The 17209-nt window shown below is 46.8% G+C and carries 12 protein-coding genes; 7 read left to right on the plus strand and 5 right to left on the minus strand.

Features of this window, described 5'->3' with window-relative positions:
• Nucleotides 1–107 precede the first annotated feature (107 nt).
• The 4 genes from R50345_RS24270 to R50345_RS24285 all read right to left on the minus strand — a co-directional run bounded on the left by R50345_RS24270 (nt 108) and on the right by R50345_RS24285 (nt 5232).
• On the minus strand, nt 108–1316 hold the full coding sequence (locus R50345_RS24270; RefSeq protein ID WP_042130767.1) for a hypothetical protein: 1209 nt from the start codon (nt 1314–1316) through the stop codon (nt 108–110).
• Between the two features lie 34 nt (nt 1317–1350).
• Entirely contained in the window at nt 1351–2757 is a 1407-nt protein-coding gene (locus R50345_RS24275) for a hypothetical protein (protein ID WP_042130768.1), read from the minus strand.
• Nucleotides 2758–2989: 232 nt separating this feature from the next.
• Nucleotides 2990–4384, minus strand: coding sequence for an SMI1/KNR4 family protein (locus tag R50345_RS24280; protein WP_042130770.1), 1395 nt, complete (start codon nt 4382–4384; stop codon nt 2990–2992).
• Between the two features lie 104 nt (nt 4385–4488).
• On the minus strand, nt 4489–5232 hold the full coding sequence (locus tag R50345_RS24285; protein ID WP_052414719.1) for a glycoside hydrolase family 16 protein: 744 nt from the start codon (nt 5230–5232) through the stop codon (nt 4489–4491).
• 148 nt (nt 5233–5380) lie between these two features.
• Between R50345_RS24285 and R50345_RS24290 the strand changes: the two genes are divergently transcribed.
• The 6 genes from R50345_RS24290 (at nt 5381) to R50345_RS24315 (ending at nt 15257) form a co-directional block, all read left to right on the plus strand.
• A complete protein-coding gene (locus R50345_RS24290; protein ID WP_042130771.1) occupies nt 5381–6301 on the plus strand; it encodes an ABC transporter permease in 921 nt (306 codons plus the stop codon).
• A gap of 18 nt (nt 6302–6319) precedes the next feature.
• Complete coding sequence (locus R50345_RS24295) at nt 6320–7204, plus strand: carbohydrate ABC transporter permease (protein WP_042130773.1); 885 nt, start codon at nt 6320–6322, stop codon at nt 7202–7204.
• A gap of 63 nt (nt 7205–7267) precedes the next feature.
• The gene (locus R50345_RS24300) at nt 7268–8929 is read left to right on the plus strand and encodes an extracellular solute-binding protein (RefSeq protein WP_042130774.1); all 1662 of its coding nucleotides are present in this window, start codon (nt 7268–7270) and stop codon (nt 8927–8929) included.
• A gap of 148 nt (nt 8930–9077) precedes the next feature.
• Nucleotides 9078–10922 carry a sensor histidine kinase gene (locus R50345_RS24305; protein WP_042130775.1) on the plus strand — a complete coding sequence of 615 codons (1845 nt, stop codon included), beginning with the start codon at nt 9078–9080 and terminating at the stop codon, nt 10920–10922.
• 3 nt (nt 10923–10925) lie between these two features.
• Entirely contained in the window at nt 10926–12497 is a 1572-nt protein-coding gene (locus R50345_RS24310) for a response regulator transcription factor (protein WP_042130777.1), read from the plus strand.
• Between the two features lie 135 nt (nt 12498–12632).
• On the plus strand, nt 12633–15257 hold the full coding sequence (locus tag R50345_RS24315) for a family 16 glycosylhydrolase (RefSeq protein ID WP_042130778.1): 2625 nt from the start codon (nt 12633–12635) through the stop codon (nt 15255–15257).
• A gap of 213 nt (nt 15258–15470) precedes the next feature.
• On the opposite strand, the gene R50345_RS24320 is transcribed toward R50345_RS24315, so the two are convergent.
• Nucleotides 15471–15851 carry a hypothetical protein gene (locus R50345_RS24320; protein WP_042130780.1) on the minus strand — a complete coding sequence of 127 codons (381 nt, stop codon included), beginning with the start codon at nt 15849–15851 and terminating at the stop codon, nt 15471–15473.
• Nucleotides 15852–16485: 634 nt separating this feature from the next.
• On the opposite strand from R50345_RS24320, the gene R50345_RS24325 reads away from it, so the two are divergent.
• Entirely contained in the window at nt 16486–17178 is a 693-nt protein-coding gene (locus R50345_RS24325; protein WP_042130781.1) for a DUF421 domain-containing protein, read from the plus strand.
• Nucleotides 17179–17209: the final 31 nt, after the last annotated feature.

The raw sequence follows: 17209 nt of genomic DNA on the forward strand, positions 1-17209 counted from the left end.
CTATTCAAAACATAGATTTTAAATATTGTGCTGCAACGTAGCGAATGATGTTGCCCTTGCAATAGCGAACAGCTCGCAAGCAATGTTGGACTGAACGTTTATTTCATTCAGTATTCGCGCGCTGCATCGAACCACTGTTGAGCCATCTCCTCTGCTATTGGCTGACCAATCAGGTGATCAGACTGACTGAGTTGCCACACCGCTTCACCAAGGTCTTCACGTTCAGTGGTTTCAATGCCTTTGAGGTTGTTGAAGCGCACGGTGAAAGCGGTAATAGCTGCCTCGGCTTCGGCGAAACTACGGGCCTCGGACAAAGTTGCCTGTGCAATGTTGTAAGCTTCATTAGCCAGCTTGGCCAGACGTTTAGGCCACGACGAAAACGGGCGGCCGAACTCAGTCGTCCACCACTCAGCCTTTCGTAATTTGCTCACTGAAGCATGGTCGGTCCAAGGGCGGGTTACAGCGCGAGTTTTCATTTGCTGTTTTAGACGCTTGCCAGCAATTTCTTCCACATTATAGGCGATAAATCTAGTAAGCAACGGCCACACGTTCAAGGTCGGCAAGCCACCCAGATCAGGCATGAAGCGCAGCTCCAAATTCGTTAACTGGGTATGATGAGCCATTAAGTCCAGGTCGCAAAAGTTTCCCCACAAACTCAGTGAGGTTAGGTTTGGGAACCGGTTTAGAAACTCCAGCGAAATCGGCTGACCTAACGGCGTATTCTGTAGCGTCAGGCTCGTTACCTTGTGCAGCTCACCCATGTCAGGCAGCAAGAAAGGAGTATCATTCTTGCGTCGGCCGGTGCGCGGCGCTAGTGTCAGAGAAGATGGCATATCTCCTATGGCCGAGAAGCGTGATAGGTCGCCGGATACACTCAGGCGGAAATGCCGCTTCGGAAGTCTCAAGCTCAGAGAGCTCCCGGACTGATCCAACTCGATATGTAAGCCATACAAATTGGACTGAGTGGCATCCGCCACCGTGTCTGCAGAGAGGAGCGGAGTCCACGTCATCTCTTCAATGGGACGTTTCTGTGCCCAGTCAAAGAAGCCTTGGTCACTGCCTGTATAATGCAGAAATCGCGGCCAAGGAGAGCCCGCCGGGGTGGCAAAGACATCAAATACGGTCCAATCAATATGCGTATCAGGTGAGACATGAAGGTCTGCCTTCTTCCCCAATTGCGACGGTCCAATGGATAGACTGCCCACACCGGGCTTAATGACAAGAGTATGACTAAGTGGACCTGTCAGGTCGATAGGATAACCACCAACTTCTCTAACTGAACCAGCTGAAGGACTAGCTTGGCTATCATTTGGCATTTCTATCATCCTTTCCTCTGAAGCATATTCAGACCTAACTATTCACGCCTGACTCTATCTTCTGAGCAATAAATTGTTTGAATCTTGTAAAATACCGCTCTGATGCTTCCCAGCGCCTAAGATCCAAATAGGGCATGTCCTGCTTGCCATATTGATCGGGCGGCTGATAATACCGGGAAACATAAGTTCCATTATCCAGTGTATAAAAATAATATGCTCCATCCGGTGTCTTGATTTCAATCCGACCATGCAGGAGGTCTCCGTCCTCGTCCGTATGCGCTTGACGGAAACTGTAGCATTTGGAGCCGTCCCAGAACCCGTCATCCACCTCTTCTTCCTCTTCCGAATATAATTCCTGAATTACGGGGTGTTGCAAAATATCTTCCACATACTGTACCTCAATGTTTCGTAAATAAAGCTCAGCCATATTCGCGCAGGTCAGCAACATCGTCCAGCAATCGCTAATCTCTGCTAGTTGTTCCTGAGACTCTTCTGAAATGTCCTCCCACTCAGAGCCTTCATCTATGGTTCTCCTCAACAAACCGACAGAATGATCTTGCTCCAGCCAAATATAATAGTGATGCCGGTTATCATTCATATACACGCTAAGATCCCGCTCTTCTCCGTCAGCATCTATATGCTCCAGTTGAACTTTGAAAAAAACGTCTTGCTCCCAAAATCTAAAAGACGGCTTGTCACTCGGCATTAAAATACACTGCGTCAACTTCAATATATTTTCCTCATTGATCGTGTTGTGGGTGAAATATAAATGAACAGCTTTCTTGTTAGTCGGGGATTCATTTATTTTTTTCAGTACGGAACGCCCTTCTTTAATTATGTTCACTAGTGTGCCAAAGGAAAAGTCGGCTTCCTCTTCCTCCTCTTCTACATCCAGAAAAACTTCATCGATTAACACCTCATGAATATCCACCGGAAGCTCCTGAAATACGCCGTCCCCTTCCCACACATTTACTAAGCAGGGAATCGATTTCTGTCCGTCAACTTTGATGCTGTACTCATCATCCTGAACTAAAGCCGCAGCGCTGAGATCACCTTTCACAATCGTTTCCCCATGATTGTAGGAGCCGCACAATATTTCCTCAATCATCAGATTGCCCGAAACATAAATTTCCTGACCGCCTACAGCTATATTTTTCGCACTCATATTACCGGTCACCATAAGTCCAATAGCACCGTCTGTTTCTTTGTTATAGAGATTGTCTACAGTAAAATTCCCATCTATAAAAATGATAATTACCTCTTTTTGTTGCGGAAAAGCCTGCTCCCAATCCAGATTAAGAGAAGGCAGTGTTAAATCCCCTTCATAATAAGCGGCAAGCCGCTCGTCACTGAAATCCTGGTAAAACTTCGCCCACCATGAGCCTTCCGGAAATTTATCTGCTAGTTGACTAATAGGAATGAATCGGAAAAGATTGCTCATAACATTATTTTCCCTTCATCTTTAAAATTTCCATTATTTTCTCATATGTAAAAATTAGGGTCAATCTTAACTTTAGGATTGATTCATCAAATAATCTACGGAGCGAAATCATAGGCACTACCAAATACATCAAAAAGAGCAACCCTTACATGAAGTATGGGTTGCTCTTACTTTTATGAAAAGAGATATCTTACCTGTATGTGCTACGATCCAGCTTATGATTATTTTTAGATCAATCAAGCTCCGCGTCTGCACATTCCGCCTCGAGCCTTGCAATGACCTCTAAGCGGGCTTGATCCGTGAAGCGAAGCACCTCATTTTCCTGTACGATTATCCCTTCCCGAATCCGCCCATCCAGCCAGTCGCTGATCCATCCGGGAGCATACCCGCCTTGACCGAACTCGCCGCCAAAAGCGATTATTGTCTCATATACATCCAGATATTGTTGACGGCTCGTATTCGGATAAGCCCTTGTGTACAGCCAGAACTGCACATCGTACATCAGAGTAGAAAGCTCATCCGCATGAAAGGAAAAGTGTCCTTTCTCTTGAACGATTCGGGTACAGACTTTTCGGATCTTCTGCTCAAGCTGGTCCACCTCAGGCACACGACTACACAGCTCCGCGAGCAAAGGTGAGAACTTGCCTACGGCTACTTTTCGCAGATCCTCTTCTTTATCTTCTTGAGAGGTATCATATTCCTCCTCACTCACCAGACCGCGGATAAACGTCTCGAAGTCTTGCGCCAGGAACGTAATCTCATAATCGTCTTCCTGATCCACATGAATCACCTCGGGTTCACCGTCCCTCCCGCAGTTCCGGTAATCCAGCATCACAACATCATGGCCTGCCGAAGGGCAGTCACAAATCACCACCCCGATGTCAGGATACCCCCACTCCTCAATCATGAACGGGCTTCCGAGATCGCCGCAGATTGAATAGCTTTTCTCGCGCCCAATGCCCATAATGCCTGTAATCGCAATATGATCCTCAGCCCATGAGGTCGCGTCCTCCGTCGGGTAACAAGTATTGTAAGGAACTCCCCCATTGTGCTGCTTCATCAGACGGATATAGGAGGCAGGAAGCTTGTAACCAAGCTCTTCTTCTACAGAAGCAATCAGTTCATCCGTAGGCGGATCAGAGACATATTCTCTTATTGCATAATCGCTATCGTCCCAAAATTCGGTGAAATCCATCCCTTCAAAAGGAGTTGCAGCCGTCCTCGAATCATTATGCGAATCTTTAATCACCCGTCTGGCTGCGGCGTGTTGTTCTTTGCGTAGCTTGCGCTGGCTAAAGTTCAGTAACATGGCCGTATTCTCGTTGTCAGGATCGAGATCATTGGCGATACCCAGCACTCTCACTGCTTCCTCATATCGGTTCAGATAATAGTAGGAATACCCTACACGAAAATGCCACAACGGGTCATCCTGCCCCTGTTCTGCAATCATCGCAAACTGTTCAAGCGCTTCTTCATAATGACCCAGATTGTTATACGCTCTTGCCAGACTGCTGATCGCCTCGTAATCTCTGTCCTCTGGTGAAATCTCCATCAAGGTATCAACTATCTTCTGATGTTCATCATCTTCATGCCACTGTGCCAGCTGTGCAATTCGCTCTTTATCCATGTCTACCTCCCCAAGCAAATAATCAAGTTGCTAGAATATAGAAATATAGTTTTCCCTATTCTACCAGATAGGAAGTAGGTATTGAAAATTGAAATAAGGCCTAATTATTGGTACAGCCATATCCCTGAAACCGTCATGATTGCTGGCAGTGCAGACTCGTCCACCGCCACATTGTCGTACCAGCCACCCACCGCAAGGTTAAGCACTAGATAAAAGGGTTCATCAAAGGGCATCACGCCCGGCTCCTGGCGACGCTCAGCAAAGCAATGGCCATCTACCAGCCATCGAATTGAACTTGCATCCCATTCCAGTGCATAATCACGGAATTCATTAATCGTCCCGTTTTCAAACTGGTACGAAAACTCCTCGACGATTTGATGTTCCCAATCCTTTCCGTAGTGCAGCGTTCCGGATATTTGCTGGGGTAAGCGGCCTTTGGCTTCCATGATATCAATCTCGCCGGAAGCTGGCCAATGCCCGTAAACTTGTTCCTGCGGAAGCAGCCAAATGGCAGGCCATATCCCTTGCCCTAACGGCAGCCTTGCACGCACGACTAACTTACCATAGCAAAAGGAAAAACGGTCCTTTGTATCCAAACGGGCCGAGGTATATCCAAAATGCCGCCCATCCTTTTCAATGGATTCGCTGCGCGCACACAAGTTTAAGCCAAATTCATCGATATATAGGTTGCTGGAATGATCCGTGTAATACTGCTGCTCACCGTTGCCCCAACCTGGGTCTATTGGATTACCATTGTTATCTAGCAAGTCGTTGCCATGGCGAATATTCCATAACTTCAGATCAGTATTACTAGCTAAGAAATTTTGTTCCCATACAAGCTTGTTCATCCTTTGCACACTCCCCTCATTTAATCACAGCATACTTAAATTTTGCGGCTGGTCAAACAAATCTAAAGAATTGGGATAGGGTCAATAATCCTGGGCTTTTTTTCCTATACGCTTTTTCATACGATGAAATAGAAAGGGGGCACGGAACATGTTCCAATACAGAACGGAACAAATGAAAGCGCTTGTTAAACAGTGGCAATTGCAAAGCATGGTTATCCCGGGAATCCTCTGGATGTTTATCTTTTGTTATATCCCCATGTTTTGGCTCATTATTGCATTTATGGACTACAGCATCGCCAAACCCTTACTAGAATCACCGTTTATAGGGCTGAAGCATTTTCACGATTTTATGACAGATGAGCGTTTTTGGCGTTCGATCCGCAATACCCTGGGGATGAGCAGTATTAAGCTGATCTTGGGTTTCCCCATTCCTATCTTGTTTGCCTTAATGCTTAATGAAATACGGAGTCTTCGATTTAAGCGTACGGTACAAACCATTTCTTACCTGCCGCACTTTATTGCCTGGACGATTTTTGGTGGCATTGCACTCAATTGGCTCGGTGAAGGCGGTGTGATCAATCAGCTGATGATGGCAATCGGGTTTCAGGAACGCGAAATTCTGTTTAACAGCGACCCTAAGTACTTTTGGTGGATTACCTATTTCACCGATATTTTGAAGGAAACGGGTTGGAGCGCCATTATCTACATAGCGGCAATATCCGGTATTGATCCGGGACTGTACGAAGCAGCCGAGCTGGATGGCGCAAATCGGCGGCAGCGAATGTGGCATATCACCATTCAGAGCATACGCCCCACCATCGCTATTTTGTTCATCCTCGCTGTCAGCGGGATACTCGGCAGTAACTTTGAGCAGATCTTTATGTTGAAGAACAACATGAACATGAAGATGGCGGAAAGCCTGGACTTGTATATCTATAATATGGGGTTGGTCTCCGGGCGCCATTCTTTCTCAACAGCCGTCCTGTTTGCCCGCTCTATTGTGGCGCTAGGTTTGTTGTTTTTGGCCAATCACACATCCAAAAAACTAACCGGTGACAGCATTTTTTAAAAGGGAGAGGACAGAGGTATGGAAAGACGCAAGAGGTTTCGGCAAATCGGAGTATTTGAGGTCTGCAATACCCTGCTGATGCTGGCGGTTTGTTTTTTAACACTGTACCCGATGTGGTTTGTATTTATTAACTCACTTAATGCGCCGCAGCAAGCATCACTGGGCACCGTCAACTGGTTTCCCAAAGAATTATCGCTGGCCAGCTATAGTGTTGTGTTCAATGATAAGACGATGATGAACGGTTTTTACATCACCACCCTGCGCACGGTACTTGGGACAGCGATCCATGTATTCTTTACCGCCGTTATAGCTTATGGAATGAGCAAGTCTAATCTAATCGGCCGCAAAGTGTATCTCAAAATCGCATTGATTACAATGCTGTTCTCAGGCGGTCTAATCCCTACGTTTATTCTGATGACAAAGCTGGGCTTATATGATAATTTTTGGGTATTTATTATTCCTTCCATGTACACTTTTTTTAATATGGTCATTTTTATGAGCTTCTTCCGCACCATTCCTGACAGCCTGGAGGAATCTGCGAAGGTTGACGGCGCTTCAGACTATGGCGTCTTGTTCAGAATTGTATTGCCCAACAGTATGGCTGTCATTGCAACCATATCGCTTTTTTCAGCCGTTTATCATTGGAATGATTATTACCAGGGCGTTATCTACATCCGCTCGCAGGAATTACTGCCACTGCAGACCATGTTGTACAAAATTATTGCAGAGAACTCCATGTCTTTCATGCAGCAGCAAGCTATGGCACAATTCGGCGCTAGGTTGCCTGGCAACTCTATCAAATTTGCATCCATGATGGTAGCCACACTGCCAATTCTAGTTGTCTACCCCTTTATCCAGCGCTATCTGGTCAAAGGTGTGATGATTGGCGCCATTAAGGGATAAGTGTACGCGTATAGAAACGGGAATCCAAAAATTCAGAAGCAGCAGAGAAAGGATGATTATGTCATGAAACGCAATCTCATTAAGCCAGGTTTGACCCTCGTTCTGGCTATAACTCTGACGCTAGGCATGGCCGCATGTAGCAACAATTCAGCCAACAACAAAGCAACACCACAACCAACGGACAGTACATCACCGCCGCCGAATGAAGCAACACTCAATCCCGATGAACCGGCATGGAAACTCGACACCAGCCCTGTGGATCTGACCTGGTTCGTTGGTGCTAACTGGTATGCCCACACCTGGGGAGAAAGCTTGACCTCCAAGTATGTAACAGAAAAAACAGGTGTTAACATCAAGCTAGAAGTACCCTCCGGCGAAGCGAACGAGCATATTACTTTGATGATGACCTCCGGCAAGCTGCCCGATTTGATCTCGATGGGTTCGTGGGAAACGGCTGTTAAAAAGCTATGGGAAGGCGATCATGTCTATGCCTTGAATGAATTGGCAGATAAGTATGATCCCTACTTCTTCAAGGTGGCTGGAGACGGCACACTGAAATGGTATCGCCAAGAAAATGGTAATACCTATGGTGTACCGAATGATTCATATAGCCCCAACCTGATGCATGAAACCGGCATGACGGCCGCCAACCAGACTTTTCTGGTTCGGAAGGATCTGTATGAGGAAATGGGCAGCCCGGACCTGAGCACACCAGAGGGTTTTCTGAATGCATTGCAATTGTTGAAGGATAAATATTCACAGTATAAAGGTCAGCCGATCAGCCCCTTCTTTGCACAAGGGAATGTCCCTTACGGGATGACCGAATATTTGCAGAACCTGCTGGCCGTTCCGCATGAGAAAGACGGTAAAGTATACGACCGCATTACCGATCCCGATTATATCGCCTGGCTGAAAACCTTCCGTACGGCTTACGAGCGCGGGCTGATTAATGTAGATTTCCTGGTGGATTCCGATACTCAGGTAGAGGAAAAAACGAACAACGCACGTTATTTCATGATGGTCCGGGAGTGGACTGGTATGTCGGCTGTCAATCCTATGCTGGCTGCAAGTGGAAACCCCGATTCTTATTACATCGCAGTCGATGGGCCAAAGAACAGCAAGGGCGACAGTCCTAAGCTATTCCCCGGCAACATGGACGGCTGGATGGTGACGATGATTAGCAAATCCACCGAAAATCCTGAACGGGCCATCCGCTTTTTGAGCTATCTGGCCAGCGAAGAAGGCCAACGTGATATATTCCTTGGCAAAGAAGGCGAAACATGGGAAATGGTGGACGGCAAGCCGCAGCTGAAGCCTGAAATGGTAAATTTGCTCGAAACTGATATTGAGAAAATGGAGAAAGAATATGGCATCATGGACACCTATTGGATGATGCGAAACCCTGTAATCATCAACCAGTGGAGACCAGAGAAAGCTCCTGTCATTAAGCAAATGGAAGACTTCGCTAATAAACGGGCTGATATTGATAGCGGTATCTACAAGGGCTTAGATCCACAGGGTGATTCTGATGTATCGGTAGCCTGGTCGCGTATTTCTCAAAATTGGGAGGAAGTTCTCCCTGAGCTGATTACGGCCAAGAATGAGGCTGACTTTGATAAAATCTTTGAAAACTTCCTTGACCGCCGCGAGAATTACAGCTTCGGCAAGGTGATGGAATACCGCCAGGCTGAACTGGATGTGCGAAAATCCAAAATGGCAGAGTAATAATCCCCGTATAAAGATTGCTGCCGGTCACCGAAATGGTGGCCGGTATTCCCTTTTTCACTAGTTATAACCATTTGGAAAAACAGCCTAGTTACCTACCAGGCGGTTTGTAATATATGGTATATTACAAGGGTAGGAGGCTGCTTAAATGAAGTATCTGCTGACTAAAATGAAGAGGCTTTACCGAAATTCACGCATTTCGAAAAAATTGTTTCTGGCCTTTAGCATGATGATTGCCGTTCCTGCGATTGTAGTATCTTTTTTATTTATTCGCATGCAGGAAAGCCAGCTATACAAGGACGCTATGGCCACCGGCAGCAGCCATGTCTCACGGCTTAACGAACAGCTGCGCAGCAGAATGGGCGTTATTGAGAACGCTTCCTCTACTGCGCTGAATCAAAAGGCATTTGTAGATTTTATTCACTCCAATATGCGCGGGGATGGCCTGCGTCTCGTAAAATTTAGACAAAATCAATTTGAGCAAATGCATAATATCATTCAGAGCCACGAGATGATCAGTGAGCTCAGTTTCTATGTCGATAATCCAAATCTATTTGAGATTTGGCCTGAAATCTACCATTATGACAAGTTTTGGCCGCAGGACTACTGGGTGACCCTTCGGGAGGAAGGTGGTGCGGCATTCCGCCTATTTGCTTTTAAGGATGGCGAGCATACGCTATCTTATTACCGACTGGTACGCCTACAAGGGCAGCAGCAGAAACTCCCTACCATTATGGAAATTCGCGCCCAGCATAGCGTCTTTTTCAGTGACCTGCTTGAGGATAGCGGGGGAGATTTCTTTTCTGTAGTGATGGACGGAAGCAACCCTTCCCGCTCTGTTTACAATCCTGATCATCTCTTTTCTCAAAATGCCGGGGAGGATTTGGATAAAATTCTGGGCAGCATTCATCAACAGCTGGATGTGCTTCAGCAAAGTAGCCCCAGCCCCATTAAGGTTGAGGTCGGCAACCATACTTACTACGCATTGTATCGGTACATCGCCCCCTTGAACGCCTATGTCGTAGATATTGCCTCTCATCAGGCACTGATGAAGGGTCCGCGGAGCTGGTATCTACTCGTTGTAGCGATCACACTATGTGTACTGCTCCTGATGCTGCTGCTCGTTTCACATACTACCCGGCGTATATTCAGACGGCTGGACAGGGTTCTGGCTTCTATGCGTAAGGTGCGGCAAGGACAATTGGATGCAAAAATCGAAACCGGTCTCGGTGCGAACGAAACCGGTGATGAAATTGATGAGGTGGCCGTCAGCTACAATAACATGTTAGACGAGATCAAGCATCTGATGACTCAGGTGGTAGATAAGCAACTGGTTGCCAAAAATGCTCAACTTCACTCGCTGCATTCGCAGATCAATTCGCATTTTTTATATAACGCACTGGAATCTATTCGTATGCTCGCGGAGGTTCAGCGACAGCCTGCGATCGCCGACGCGTTGGTGTCTCTAGGTTCCCAACTGCGTTACAGCATGCAGTGGCGCAGCGATACGGTTGCCCTTAGCGAAGAACTTGCCAACATACACAGCTATATCCGCTTCATAAATTTTATGGAAGGCGGCAACATTGTATTGATGGCTGATCTCCCCCAGGAGGTGCTGCGTTATACAATTCCTAAAATGTGCATGCAGCCCATCGTCGAAAATGCCGTTCATCACGCGGCGCCTTCAGGCGGCAGTGTAAATATCCAAATTACCGTATCAGTAGAGAATGAAAGCCTTCTGCTAATAAAAATACGAGATGATGGTGCAGGTGTTAACCCAGAGATGCTGTACAATTTGCAAGCTGTGCTACTAGGCGATATGGATTCGCCGATTGTCACCAGCAAGAACGGACTGGGCCTGGAGAACGTGCATAAACGCATACAACTTCATTATGGCAAGAGCTGCGGTCTTTGGATTGACAGTATGCAGGGTGCCTATACCTGTGTGACCATACGTTTGCCTTGGGAAAATGTGAATCTTGGAGGATGGTAGAGTATGATCAATATTCTGATAGTCGATGATCAAAAGCATATTCGCGATGGACTTCAGGCCATGCTGCCCCAATTTCCCCTGCAGCTGGACAACATTTACTGTGCCGTAAACGGCATCGAGGCTTTGGGAATATTACGTCAACACAACATTCAACTGGTGATTACTGATATCCGAATGCCTGATATGGATGGGCTAACACTGATGGCCCGGAGCAAAGCGGAACGCATCGAGGTGGAATACCTGATTATTAGCGGCTTCAGTGATTTTGCTTATGCTCAAAAAGCCATCGAACTCGGGGCAAAGGGCTACCTGCTTAAGCCCGTAAAACGTGAAGATTTACAAACCGCGGTAGAACATGTAGCGCATGAAATAAAAACCCGGCAGGCGCTCTCGCGCAATATGGAGCATATCTCCCGTCGTGCTCAAGAGACCGACCGCAAAGAACTGAGTATGTATATGCAGGGCGCGGTGAGCGATGAGTCGTGGGTCCTCCAGACCCAGCAGCAGAATCCAAAGTTATGGAGTAATTACCGCCTATGCCTGCTGCGGGAGGAACTATGGATTAACCAACCGGGGGCTAATAGTAGCCACAGCATGGAATCTATTGCCTATCGTGTATATGGCAGACAAGGTTGCATATGCCTGCAACACCGCCCGTATCTGATCCTCGCGGTGGATGCGTCCGTAGATACGGGCGCCTTTCCGTCCGCTCTTAAGACAGGACAGATTGATGCCATCACTGCCATGACCAGCCCGCAGCAAGGGTTGAAGGCACTGCCCCTCAGCTATACACAAGCGCTTGAGCTCTACCGCCACAGTTACCTTTTTCCTGAAAAGAGCTGCATTCTACCTACGCATATTGTAAGGCTGGAACAGCAGTGGGAGCTTCCCTATGAGGAGCTGTATGCCCTGTTCCAATTAGTCGGTAGCAAGAATAGCGGTGCAATTACCCAAGGTATTTCTATGATATTTCACAAAGATACGCTGCAACGCTATCACATCCACTACACTCAGCAGCTATGCCGTTCCATCGTGCAAATGCTGGAGGAATACGTACGTGTCATCCGCCCATACATGGGAGAAGAAGCGCTGGACATCGAATGTTTGCGTAATCTATTCGACTATCCGGGCATTCGCGATTATATTCAGGCGTTGCAACAACAACTGCTTCGGCTGAACCAATTCTATTACGAATATAAGTGCAGCTACCGAAACTCGCAGGATTTAAATGAAGCCATTCGTTTTATACACGAAAGTTATCATAAACCACTGGACCTCGCGATGGTATCCAACCACGTGTCGCTTAATTATGCCTATTTTTCTAATCTGTTCAAGAAGAATATCGGCAAAGGCTTTGCAGAATACCTGCGCGACGTGCGCCTGGATAAAGCTCGACGGCTGCTGGCTGAGACCGATCATAAAATCGTAGAGGTAGCCACCATGGTAGGGTATGAAAGCTATAAAAGCTTTACACGTGCCTTCCGGGATGTCATGGACATGCAACCCACAGAGTACCGCCAAATGATTCGCCGGAAGCATGACAGAGAAGACAATTACCAGGACACAGCGCTATAAATAATCAAAAGCCAAAAAATTGGGTTATAACAAAAATAATTGTACCTTTTAGCTGATTATTATATTCGATAGAATAGAGTTGTTCCTAAATGAAAGCGGTTTCGTTTTCTATTATTTGATTAAAGGAGGGCAAGTATGAAGCGAATTCACAATACGGAGAGTGGTTTTAAGCAGAAGGTATTCAGTTTGTTCTTAGCGGTAGTGCTGTTGGCTGGTGTTGGTCTATTGCCGACTTCGAAGGTGCAAGCAGCAGTAACCACAGTTACCTCTATGTCTTACTTTTCAGCGGCAGACGGACCTGTCATCTCAAAATCAGGGGTTGGACACGCTAGCTATGGATTCGTCATGCCTACATTCAATGGTGGCTCCGCTACCTGGAATGATGTTTCCGATGATGTCGGTGTAAAAGTGAAAGTTGCTGGCAGTTGGGTTGATATAGACAGTGCCGGCGGCTATACCTACAACCAAAACTGGGGACACTGGAGTGACGGCGGCTTGAATGGCTATTGGTTCACGCTCTCCGCAACCACTGAAATTCAGTTGTACTCCAAAGCTAACGGGGTAACACTGGATTACACCCTAGTATTTCAGAACATAAACAAGACAACTATCACCGCTATGGCGCCTACACAAGGGCCGCAGATTACGGCAGGTTTCACCGGTAGTGCCGGCTTTACTTATCCTACCTTCAACAACGATTCGACGGTAACGTATGAAGCAGTGGCTGACGATTTGAAGGTATATGTAAAACCTGTAAACAGCAGTACCTGGATTGATATTGACAATAACGCAGCCAGCGGCTGGATCTATGATAACAACTTCGGACAATTCACTGAAGGGGGCGGCGGCTACTGGTTTACCGTAACGGAGTCTATCCATGTAAAATTAGAATCGAAGACCTCTTCAGCTAACGTCATTTACACTCTCACCTTTAATAAACCTGTAAGAACTTCATACGTCCTCACTCCCTATGAGGGAACGACCTTTACCGCAGATGCGAAAGGCGTCATAGGTGTACCGCTGCCCAAGATTGATGGGGGAGCACCTATTGGCACCGAGCTCAGAAATTACGTTTACCAGATTAACATCAACGGACAATGGGTGGCTATGAGTGATTCCAGTCAGAGCGGATTTGTATACGCCGGTAACGGCTATAACAACATGTCCGATGCCAACCAATGGGGATATTGGGCTGACTATATCTATGGGCTTTGGTTCCAGCCCGTACAAGAGGATGTGCAGATTCGTATCGGCTATCCATTGAATGGACAGACGGGCGGAAATGTGGGCAACAATTACGTCAACTACACCTTTATTGGCAATCCCGATGCCCCGCGTCCGGATGTATCCGATCATGATGACATTGCTATCGGAACACCAAACGACCCAGCCATTGAAGGCATGAATCTCATCTGGCAGGATGAATTTAACGGAACCACGCTCGATACGAATAAATGGAGCTATGAGCAGGGTTATTATATCACTGACGATCCCAATAGTTGGGGTTGGGGCAACGCGGAACTTCAGCACTATACAGACAGTGCACAAAATATATTTGTACAGGACGGAAAGCTAAACATCCGAGCATTGCACGATTCCAAATCCTTTCCGCAGGACCCAAACCGGTATGCACAATATTCCTCCGGTAAAATTAACACCAAAGATCAGTTGTCCTTCCAGTACGGAAGAGTAGACATTCGTGCCAAGCTGCCTACAGGTAATGGCGTCTGGCCAGCACTCTGGATGCTTCCGAAAGATTCCGCCTATGGTGCATGGGCCGCATCCGGCGAAATTGATATTATGGAAGCCAAAGGACGCTTGCCTGGCACGACCAGCGGCGCCATACACTTTGGTGGTCAATGGCCGGTGAACAGATATATTGCGGGTGAGTATCACTTCTCTGAAGGCCAGACCTTCGCCAATGATTATCATGTGTACTCCATGGTCTGGGAAGAAGATAATATGAAATGGTATGTAGATGGAAAGTTCTTCTTTAAAGTGAGCAGAGATCAATGGTATTCCGTAGCTGCACCGAACAATCCGAATGCCCCATTCGATCAGCCCTTCTACATCATTATGAATTTGGCGATCGGCGGATATTTTGACAACGGTCATACCCCGGACCCATCCGATATCCCTGCAACAATGCAGGTCGATTATGTACGTGTCTATAAAGAAGGCAACAGCCAGAATCCGGGTAACGAAGTACCGGTTACCGGTGTAACCCTGAATCAGACCACTGCACAGATGGAAGTCGGACAGACTGTACAGTTGAACGCCAATGTAGCCCCGTCTAATGCAACGAATAAGCAGGTCACTTGGGCCGTGTCGAACGCCAGCGTCGCTTCCGTGAATCCGAACGGTCTCGTGACGGGAATCGTTCCGGGCACGACAACCGTAACGGCTACAACAGCCAACGGCAATAAAACAGCCACTTCCACCATCACTGTTGTACCGGCATCATCATCCGGTGTTATCATTGTTGGCGATGAGGTGCGTGGCTTGAAGAAAATAGGCGACGACCTGCTGTTCTATGTGAACGGCGCAACCTTTGCCGACTTACACTATAAGCTAAATAACGGTGGGCAGCTGAACGTAGCCATGACCCCGGCAGGGAACGGTAACTATACCTACCCTGTAAATAACCTGCAACAAGGGGATACCATCGAGTACTCCTTCACCTATAATCCGGGGCAAGGGGCCGTCGATTCTCCGACACTCACCTATATCCATGGGGTAACCCAAGGAACACCGGAGTAATCTAGATGAACCCTAGGCAAAATGCATAAACACGAATAGGCGAAGAGGAAGTGTTGGAACTTCCCTCTCGCCTATATTGTTGTTTCTGTCATGCTGTTCTCCTCGGTGGAAGATCGGCTAGCTAGCCTCATGATTATGAGCCGCCTATTCAAAAAAGAAAGTGCGAAAAAGCCGGTTCATCACCGGAAGCTTTTCTCACCTTCGCTCTCTTGTCTAAATCAACGCGTCGAAATGTCCCTCCGAGTTCACCGTCGCCGTCCGGGGATCGGTCAAACCGATGCCCTTGAGGCCTCCCTTCCACTCATTCCGCCAGAGGGAGGGGTGATCTTGTAGCGGAGAAGCCGGTACAAAATTTACGGGGCTGCTACTCCCGCTTTTCTGTACGAGTTGGGACTCCAGCAGCCGGATTTGCCGCTGCAGCTGCTCCCGGCGATAAGGAGTCTGCATCTCGCTTCCTTGTGCTGCATTCACTTTATCCAGTTCCATCATCAGCCGGTTCCGCTGTTTTTCCAGGGAACTGACCTCACTCTGTGTACCGCCGTAGGCCGCAATGGCCTGTAACGGACGGATGCCTGCTACTGTCAGTGCTGCCATGATCCTTCACTCCGTTTCCTTGGCTTCCACTCCAAATTCAACCAAATTTGAAAGTTCTAATCATCTTTATTACCCGCCAATCCTCTTCATGACAACATCACAGCCTCAATTGGAAAATAATCGTCGTATAGTCACATTTGGCCGCTTGTTTCGACCATACCAAAGACCCACCGAAGGCTGGCTAAAGTCCCTTTATTGCCCCCTTACTCGTCCTTCAACCCCCACTGATACAAAAATGACAGACACTACTGTTAGGACAAACGTCCATACCAAGATAATGAGGTCCAGCTCGAAATATATAATAATGAGAATGGTCCACTAATTGACTCATCAATAGCTGTTTCCGCTTCAAGTCCGTTATAATGACAATCGATTGGTTCAACGTCATATTTAATTCAATCTTCGGTAGAAATAATTCCCCCTCATAATACATTGATTAAAATTGCATTCCGTCCTCCCGATCAGTGCCTCTTTAGGATATATAAAACAATAATAAATTTTAGATACTTTCTTGTTAGTTTCTATTGATGTAATATAACGTGTTCATGATCAGTAGATTCCTTTCAATTAACAAGTATAAGAGATGGAAATAAGGGCTAATTTAAGACCATCTGTTATGCAAGGGGCTCAGCATATGACATATGGAGAAATTCTATTTCGTACGGCAACGTCTTTCGTTGCTCTACTCTTATTGACACGTCTGCTCGGTAAAAAACAAGTCGGGCATCTAACGTTCTTCAATTATGTAACAGGAATCACCTTCGGCTCCACCACTGCGGAGATTATCGTCAACAGACAAATCACGCTGCTGCAAGGAATATCTAGCTTGATCTTATGGTCGCTCTTGGCGTTCATCGTTGCTTGGATCGGATTGCGCTCCGTCAGAGCACGTGAGATTCTCGATGGCCAACCTACGATTCTCGTCAAACAAGGCAAAATTCTGGAAAAGGCATTGGCTAAGCAGCACCTCAACATCGACGATTTAAGCATGCTGCTTCGGAACAAGGATGTCTTCTCCCCCACAGATGTCGAAGTTGCTATTTTGGAACCTGACGGTCAACTCAGCGTGTTAAAAAAAGAAGAAATGCTGCCTGCAACAAAAAAGGATGTAAAAGCAACCGTTATGCCTATTCACAATATCCCGACTGAGCTTATCGTTGATGGTAAAATCGTAGAAAAAAACCTTACTAAAATAGATGTTTCCAAAGTCTGGCTCAACCAGCAACTAAAGAAAGCCAACATTCATTCTTTTGATCAAGTATTTTACGCAGAGCTCCAATTGGACGGATCGTTATATATCGACAAATACCAGGATTCGATTCCATAAAAAGACCCGATAGCGACAACTTGAGTTCGTC

It is taken from the genome of Paenibacillus sp. FSL R5-0345, from assembly GCF_000758585.1.
Taxonomy (GTDB): domain Bacteria; phylum Bacillota; class Bacilli; order Paenibacillales; family Paenibacillaceae; genus Paenibacillus_AQ.

Coding starts and splice junctions, on each gene's coding strand:
- R50345_RS24300 (WP_042130774.1), top strand. CDS start 7,268: ATGAAACGCAATCTCATTAAGCCAGGTTTGACCCTCGTTCTGGCTATA.
- R50345_RS24320 (WP_042130780.1), bottom strand. CDS start 15,851: ATGGCAGCACTGACAGTAGCAGGCATCCGTCCGTTACAGGCCATTGCG.
- R50345_RS24310 (WP_042130777.1), top strand. CDS start 10,926: ATGATCAATATTCTGATAGTCGATGATCAAAAGCATATTCGCGATGGA.
- R50345_RS24290 (WP_042130771.1), top strand. CDS start 5,381: ATGTTCCAATACAGAACGGAACAAATGAAAGCGCTTGTTAAACAGTGG.
- R50345_RS24270 (WP_042130767.1), bottom strand. CDS start 1,316: ATGCCAAATGATAGCCAAGCTAGTCCTTCAGCTGGTTCAGTTAGAGAA.
- R50345_RS24325 (WP_042130781.1), top strand. CDS start 16,486: ATGACATATGGAGAAATTCTATTTCGTACGGCAACGTCTTTCGTTGCT.
- R50345_RS24305 (WP_042130775.1), top strand. CDS start 9,078: ATGAAGTATCTGCTGACTAAAATGAAGAGGCTTTACCGAAATTCACGC.
- R50345_RS24315 (WP_042130778.1), top strand. CDS start 12,633: ATGAAGCGAATTCACAATACGGAGAGTGGTTTTAAGCAGAAGGTATTC.
- R50345_RS24285 (WP_052414719.1), bottom strand. CDS start 5,232: ATGAACAAGCTTGTATGGGAACAAAATTTCTTAGCTAGTAATACTGAT.
- R50345_RS24295 (WP_042130773.1), top strand. CDS start 6,320: ATGGAAAGACGCAAGAGGTTTCGGCAAATCGGAGTATTTGAGGTCTGC.
- R50345_RS24275 (WP_042130768.1), bottom strand. CDS start 2,757: ATGAGCAATCTTTTCCGATTCATTCCTATTAGTCAACTAGCAGATAAA.
- R50345_RS24280 (WP_042130770.1), bottom strand. CDS start 4,384: ATGGATAAAGAGCGAATTGCACAGCTGGCACAGTGGCATGAAGATGAT.